The following is a 6209-nucleotide window of genomic DNA, read 5'->3' as shown; positions in this document are numbered from 1 at the left end:
CCGGCCTGCGAACCGGCCGACGCAACCCCCGCCGTGACCCGCCGCCAGGCCGGCGCTTTGAAGCGCTGAGCGCCACCTCAGCGCTGCGCCTGCCAGGCCAGCGCCGCGCGCCGGGTGGTGTCGTAGACCGCCCGGCCCAGCGCCTGACCGGTCGCGGTGTGCAGGCCGGCGTACGGCCGGCCGGGGCCCGGCGGCACGGCGATGACGATGCAGTCGGTGCCGGTGCCGGTCAGCGTGCCGCCGGCGGGACCGGCGGTTTCGAGCAGCGCCGCGGTGCGCGCCTCGGCGGCGATCGACACCGCCTCGACCAGCGCCGCGTCGGTGAGCGGCACCGACAGCCGCGCCAGCAGATTGATCGTGCCCGGCCGCCACGGCTGCGGGCCGGCCTCGCCGGCGACGTGGACCGCGTTCGACAGACCGAGCGTCAGCACCGTATCGACCCCCACATCCCCGACCACCGCCCGCCCGGCCTCCCAGGCGCTGACCCGGCGCGCAGTCATCAGGCCGACGGCCCGCGCCAGCCCGCGCGCGGCCAGCCGCGCACCCAGCAGCGCCGCCGGATCGACGCCGGGGGCGAGTTCCGCCTCGTCGACCTGCAGCCAGACCACGTGCCGGGCGACGACGCGGCCCGGCCGGTGCACGGCCCAGCCCAGACAGCGGTGCGGCGCCCCGAGATCGACCTGCAGCCACGGCGGCTCGCAGCTCACGTCCAGTCCGACGGCCTGATCCATGCCGGCCTCGCCCCCTGCGCCTGCACTCCGCGGTATTGCGGCCGCGCCATTGTCACGGAACGGCCGACCGCACACACTCCCGGCACCCGATCCCCGCCGCTGCGCGTTATCTCTTCTCCCGGAGTCGAGCCCGCCGCTCATGCCCGTCCGCCAGCGTCTTTCGATCCGCACCGCCGGCCTGTGCGTCTGGCTCTGCCTCGCCATGATGGCCGCCCTGGCGCCTGCACGCGCCGCGCCGCCCGGCACGCTGCCGGTGCCGGTCGAGCTGCCGGCCCCGCCGCCGGGGCCGCCGGTGCTGACGATCCACACGCCGGACGGCCCGCGCACCTATACCCGCGCCGGCATCGAGGCGCTCGGCCTGCTGCGCGTGACCACGCACACGTTCTGGCCCGCGGACGATGGCGTCTACGAAGGCGTGCCGCTCGCGCGGCTGCTCGCCGATGCCGGACTCGCCGGGGCGGCGCGCATCCGCGTGCGGGCGCTCGATGAATACTCGCAGGCGATCCCGCGGGCCGACTGGGCCGAACACGGGCTGCTGCTGGCCACGCGCCGCGACGGCCGCCTGCTCGACATCGCCGGCAAGGGCCCGCTGCGGCTGATCTATCCGCGCGACAGCGACCCGGCGCTCGCCGGCCCCGGCTTCCGGCTGCGCTGGGTGTGGATGATCGAGAGCATCGAAGCCGAAGCGGACGCTGCCGCGCCGTGAACCTCCCATGCCTGCCATGAATGAAGCTCGCGGGCACGCTTCCGCCTGGGTGACGCGCTGGCCGCTGCTCGGCGTGCTGTTCGGCCTGCTGCTGATCGCCGGCGGCGCGAGCTGGCACGTCTGGCGCACGACGATCGGCATCGAGAGCCAGCTGCCGATCGCCAGCCTCGAGAACGAACGCGATCTCGGCGTGCTGCTGCAGGACGTGCGCTCGGTGCGTGCGCAGCTTGAGCTGCTGCTGCTGCGCGCCGACGAGTCCCGCCTGCAGGCGGCCCGCCTGGCCATCGATGTCGCCCGCACCCGCGCCCGCGACAGCCGTCCGCTGCTGCTGCCGGATCAGTACGCACGCCAGCTCGACATCGTGCGCGCCGAACTCGAACGCGCGCTCGATGCCTTCGAATCGGGGCTTGGCCCCCCGCCCGACACCGAGCGCCTGAGCGCCGCGCGCGGGCCGATCAACCGCGCCGCGATCGCCAGCAAGCAGCTTTTCGATGACGTGGCCGGGCATTCGATGATGCAGCTGCAGGCGCAGGGCCATACGCTCGCGCGCTTTCGCACCAGCCTCGCCGAACTGCTGCTGTTCGTGCTCGGCGCCAGCGCCGGCCTGGCCGCCCTGATCCTGATGCTGCGCAAGACCCTGCACGCGCGCCTTGCCGCCGAACGCCGGCTCGAACACCTCGCCCACCACGATCCGCTGACCGGGCTCGGCAACCGCACGCAGTTCCGGATGTGGCTGGAGGATGCCTGCCTGCTCGCCGGCCAGCACGGCCGCAGCCGGCGCTTCGCGCTGCTGCTGCTCGATCTCGACCGCTTCAAGGACGTGAACGACAGCTACGGCCACGACGCCGGCGACGCGCTGCTGAAGGCCATGGCCGCCCGCATCTCGATCGCCGCCGGCCCGCGCGGCCGGGTCGCGCGCCTCGGCGGCGACGAATTCGCGCTGCTGCTGCCGAGCAGCGACACCGCGGCCGCCGGTGCCGTCGCCGAGACGCTGGTCGAGGCGCTGGCGCGGCCGGTGGCCTGGGCCGGGCTCGAACTGTACTGCGGTGCCAGCGTCGGGCTCGCGGCCTGTCCCGAGGACGGCGGCGGCGCGCAGGAGCTCGTCACCAATGCCGATCTGGCGCTGTACCGCGCCAAGGCCGCCGGCCGCAGCCGCTGGCAGGGCTATACGCGCGAGCTGCGCGACGCGCTCGCCGTGCGCCGGGCGCTGGAATCCGAGCTGCGCCGCGCGCTCGGCAGCGACGAGTTCGAGCTGTACTACCAGCCGCAGCTCGCCCTCGCCAGCCAGCGCCTCGCCGGCGTGGAGGCGCTGCTGCGCTGGCGCCACCCGGTTCGCGGCCTGATCCCGCCCGGCGAGTTCATCCCGCTCGCCGAGGAAACCGGGCTGATCGTGCCGCTCGGCGTGCTGGTGCTGAACCTCGCCTGCCGCCAGATCCGCGCCTGGCGCGAGGCGGGCCTGACGCCGCCGCGCGTGGCCGTGAACCTCGCGACCGCGCAGTTCCTGAACGGCAACCTCGCCGACACGGTCGCGCAGCTGCTCGCCGGCTACGACATCGAGCACGCGGCGCTCGAGTTCGAGGTGGTCGAGCGCACGCTGCTCGACCGCAACCAGGGTGCGGTGCTCGAACAGCTCACGGCGTTGCACGCCGCCGGCGCGCTGATCGCGCTCGATGACTTCGGCACCGGCTACGCCTCGCTCGCGCACCTGAAGCTGTTCCCGGTGCACCGGCTGAAGATCGACCGCAGCTTCGTCGCCGACATCCACCGCGACCCCGGCGACGAGGCCATCGTGCGCGCCATCGTCCAGCTCGGCCACGCCTTCGGGCTCGAAGTCATCGCCGAGGGCGTCGAGAGCGTCGCGCAGCTCGAATTCCTGCGCCTGCACGGCTGCGATCTGGTGCAGGGCTACCTGTACGCGCGGCCGCTGCCGGCCGACGAGATCAGCGCCTGGGTGCGCGACGGCCGCCGGCCCCCCGAGGCACAGGCACTGCCGGGGCGGCGCAGCGAGGGCTGAGAGGCCGAAGCCGGGGCCGCGCGCCCCGCACCGGCGCGCGGACTCCTTCGACCGCTTCCGGCCGGCCTGCACCTGCCATGCACGCCGGTCCGGCACATCTGCCGTGCTTGCCGTGCGCACCGGCCCGCGGTCCATACTGCGCCGGCCCGTTTCCCCGCGTGCCCGACGAGGAGAGGATCCGTAATGAGCGAAAACCGCTTCACCGGCACCGAGCGCTACGTCGCGCCGCCCGAGCTGACGCTCGCCGTCAACGCCGCCGCCACGCTCGGGCGGCCGCTGCTGGTCAAGGGCGAGCCCGGCACCGGCAAGACGCGGCTCGCCGCCGAGGTCGCCGCCGCGCTCGGTGCGCCGCTGATCGAGTGGCACATCAAGAGCACGACCAAGGCCCGCCAGGGGCTGTATGAATACGACGCGGTCGCGCGCCTGCGCGATTCGCAGCTCGGCGATCCGCGCGTCGGCGACATCGGCCACTACATCGTGCGCGGCAAGCTCTGGGAGGCCTTCGCCTGCCCGGTGCGGCCGGTGCTGCTGATCGACGAGATCGACAAGGCCGACATCGAATTCCCGAACGACCTGCTGCTCGAACTCGACCGCATGGAGTTCCACGTCTACGAGACGCGCGAGACCGTGCGCGCCGTGCACCGGCCGATCATCGTCATCACCTCGAACAACGAGAAGGAACTGCCGGACGCCTTCCTGCGCCGCTGCTTCTTCCACTACATCCGCTTCCCGGACCGCGACACGATGATCGCCATCGTCGCCGTGCACTTCCCGGACCTGAAGAAGGATCTGCTCGCCGAGGCGCTGAACGTGTTCTTCGAGATCCGCGAGATGCCGGGCCTGAAGAAGCGGCCGTCGACCTCGGAGCTGCTCGACTGGCTGAAGCTGCTGCTCGCCGAGGACATCCCGCCCGAGGCGCTGCGCGCCGGCGAGGAGCGGCGCAGCATCCCGCCGCTGCACGGCGCGCTGCTGAAGAACGAGCAGGACGTGCACCTGTTCGAGAAGCTGATCTTCCTGCACAAGCGCCAGGGACGCTGAGCGCCGTGCTGACCGGCTTCATCGAGGCGCTGCGCGCAAACGGCCTGCCGATCGGGCTCGGCGAGTACCTGACGCTGCTCGACGGTCTGCGCGCGCGCGTGACCGGGCCGTCGGTCGAGGATTTCTACTTCTACGCGCGCCTCGCGCTGATCAAGGACGAGCGCCTCTACGACCGCTACGACCGCGTGTTCGCCGACTACTTCGGCGGCATCGAAGCGGTCTTCCCGCCCGACCCCGAACACCCGCGGCTCGCGATCCCGGCCGAGTGGCTGCGCCGGCTCTCCGAGCTGCACCTGAGCGACGAGGAGCGTGCGCAGATCGAGGAACTCGGCTGGGACGAGCTGATGCGCCGCCTCATCGAGCGCCTCGCCGAGCAGCGCGACGCGCACCACGGCGGCGACCATTGGATCGGCACCGGCGGCAGCTCGCCGTACGGGCACTCCGGCGTCAACCCGGCCGGCGTGCGCCTCGGCGGCGAGGGCCGCGAAGGCCGGGCGGTGAAGGTCTGGGACCGGCGCGAGTACCGCAACCTCGACGACACGGTCGAGCTCGGCACGCGCAACCTCAAGGTGGCGCTGCGCAAGCTGCGCCAGTTCGCGCGCAGCGGCGCCGCCGACACGCTTGATCTCGACGACACCATCGAATCGACCGCGCGCAACGCCGGCTGGCTGGACCTGAAGCTGGTGCCGGAGCGCCACAACGCCGTGAAGGTGCTGCTGCTGCTCGATGTCGGCGGCTCGATGGACTGGCACGTGCGCATCTGCGAGGAGCTGTTCTCGGCGGCGCGCGCCGAGTTCAAGCACCTGAAGCATTACTACTTCCACAACTGCGTCTACGAGAGCGTCTGGATCGACAACCGCCGCCGGCGCACCGAGCGCGTGCCGACGGCCGAGCTGCTGAACACCTACGGGCCGGACTGGCGACTGGTGATCGTCGGCGATGCGACGATGAGCCCCTACGAGATCACGCAGGTCAACGCCAGCGTCGAGCACGTCAACGAGGAGCCCGGTGCCGTCTGGCTGCAGCGGCTGTTCGCGGCCTGGCCGCGCGCGGTGTGGCTGAACCCGCAGCCGGAAACGGCCTGGGAACAGACGATGTCGCTGCGGCTGATCCAGCGCCTCGCCCGCCAGCGCATGTACCCGCTGACGCTGGCCGGGATCGATCGCGCGATCCGCTCGCTGCGCAGCGGCGAGGCCTGATCGGCATGGGCGGTATCAGGAAACCGGCAAAAAAAGAACCCGTCCGGAGTGCGCCCCGGACGGGTGACGAGTTGCGACTTCTCGAATGCGGTCTGATCGACCTGTGGCTGCCGGATCCCTGAGCGCCGCTGCCGTGTCCGTTCGGCAAAGGGGCTCGATCACGAGTTCCGGGAGCCTAGCGCGGTACCGGGCGCGCGCCAGTGCCCGGCCGCTAAATCCACAAGTTCTCACAGGAATTTAATGTCCGACCCCGCCCGCAGCGCCGTCAAGGCCGAAGCCGTCCGGCTCGATCCGTCCAGCGATGCCCGCGGCGCGCTCGCCGTGATCACCGCCGCCGCCGCCCGCCAGATCGCGGCCAATCGCAGCCTGCTCGTCGACGGCTACGACGCCGAAGCCGTGCATCAGCTGCGCGTCGGCGCCCGCCGCCTGCGGGCGGCCCTGAAGCTGTTCGGCCGCTACGAGCCCGCCGTGCGCCGCCCGCCGTTCCTGCCGGCGCTGCGCACGCTGGTGGCCGCCGCCGG

At 72.5% G+C, this 6209-nt stretch carries 6 protein-coding genes; 5 read left to right on the top strand and 1 reads right to left on the bottom strand.

The features are described 5' to 3' along the window. Positions 1–77 precede the first annotated feature (77 nt). Positions 78–731, bottom strand: a complete 654-nt coding sequence (locus tag PKE44_RS03860) for an adenosylcobinamide amidohydrolase (protein ID WP_324548360.1) — start codon at positions 729–731, stop codon at positions 78–80. Positions 732–870: 139 nt separating this feature from the next. Here PKE44_RS03860 and PKE44_RS03855 point away from each other — a divergent pair, with 139 nt between their 5' ends. The 5 genes from PKE44_RS03855 to PKE44_RS03835 all read left to right on the top strand — a co-directional run. Continuing rightward, positions 871–1437 (top strand): molybdopterin-dependent oxidoreductase, encoded by a 567-nt coding sequence (locus tag PKE44_RS03855; protein WP_324548359.1) that lies wholly within the window; start codon positions 871–873, stop codon positions 1435–1437. 7 nt (positions 1438–1444) lie between these two features. Next, positions 1445–3451 (top strand): EAL domain-containing protein, encoded by a 2007-nt coding sequence (locus tag PKE44_RS03850; protein ID WP_324548358.1) that lies wholly within the window; start codon positions 1445–1447, stop codon positions 3449–3451. Between the two features lie 183 nt (positions 3452–3634). Then, positions 3635–4489, top strand: a complete 855-nt coding sequence (locus PKE44_RS03845) for a MoxR family ATPase (RefSeq protein WP_324548357.1) — start codon at positions 3635–3637, stop codon at positions 4487–4489. Positions 4490–4494: 5 nt separating this feature from the next. Then, a complete protein-coding gene (locus tag PKE44_RS03840) occupies positions 4495–5688 on the top strand; it encodes a VWA domain-containing protein (RefSeq protein WP_324548356.1) in 1194 nt (397 codons plus the stop codon). A 240-nt stretch (positions 5689–5928) separates the two neighbouring features. Beyond that, the coding region (locus tag PKE44_RS03835; RefSeq protein WP_324548355.1) for a CHAD domain-containing protein at positions 5929–6209 on the top strand (281 nt) is incomplete at its 3' end.

It is taken from the genome of Plasticicumulans sp. (assembly GCF_035331805.1).
Classification (GTDB): Bacteria; Pseudomonadota; Gammaproteobacteria; order Competibacterales; family Competibacteraceae; genus Plasticicumulans.
Note: the sequence above shows the minus strand (reverse complement) of the source record. Positions and strands in the feature narration are given on the sequence as shown.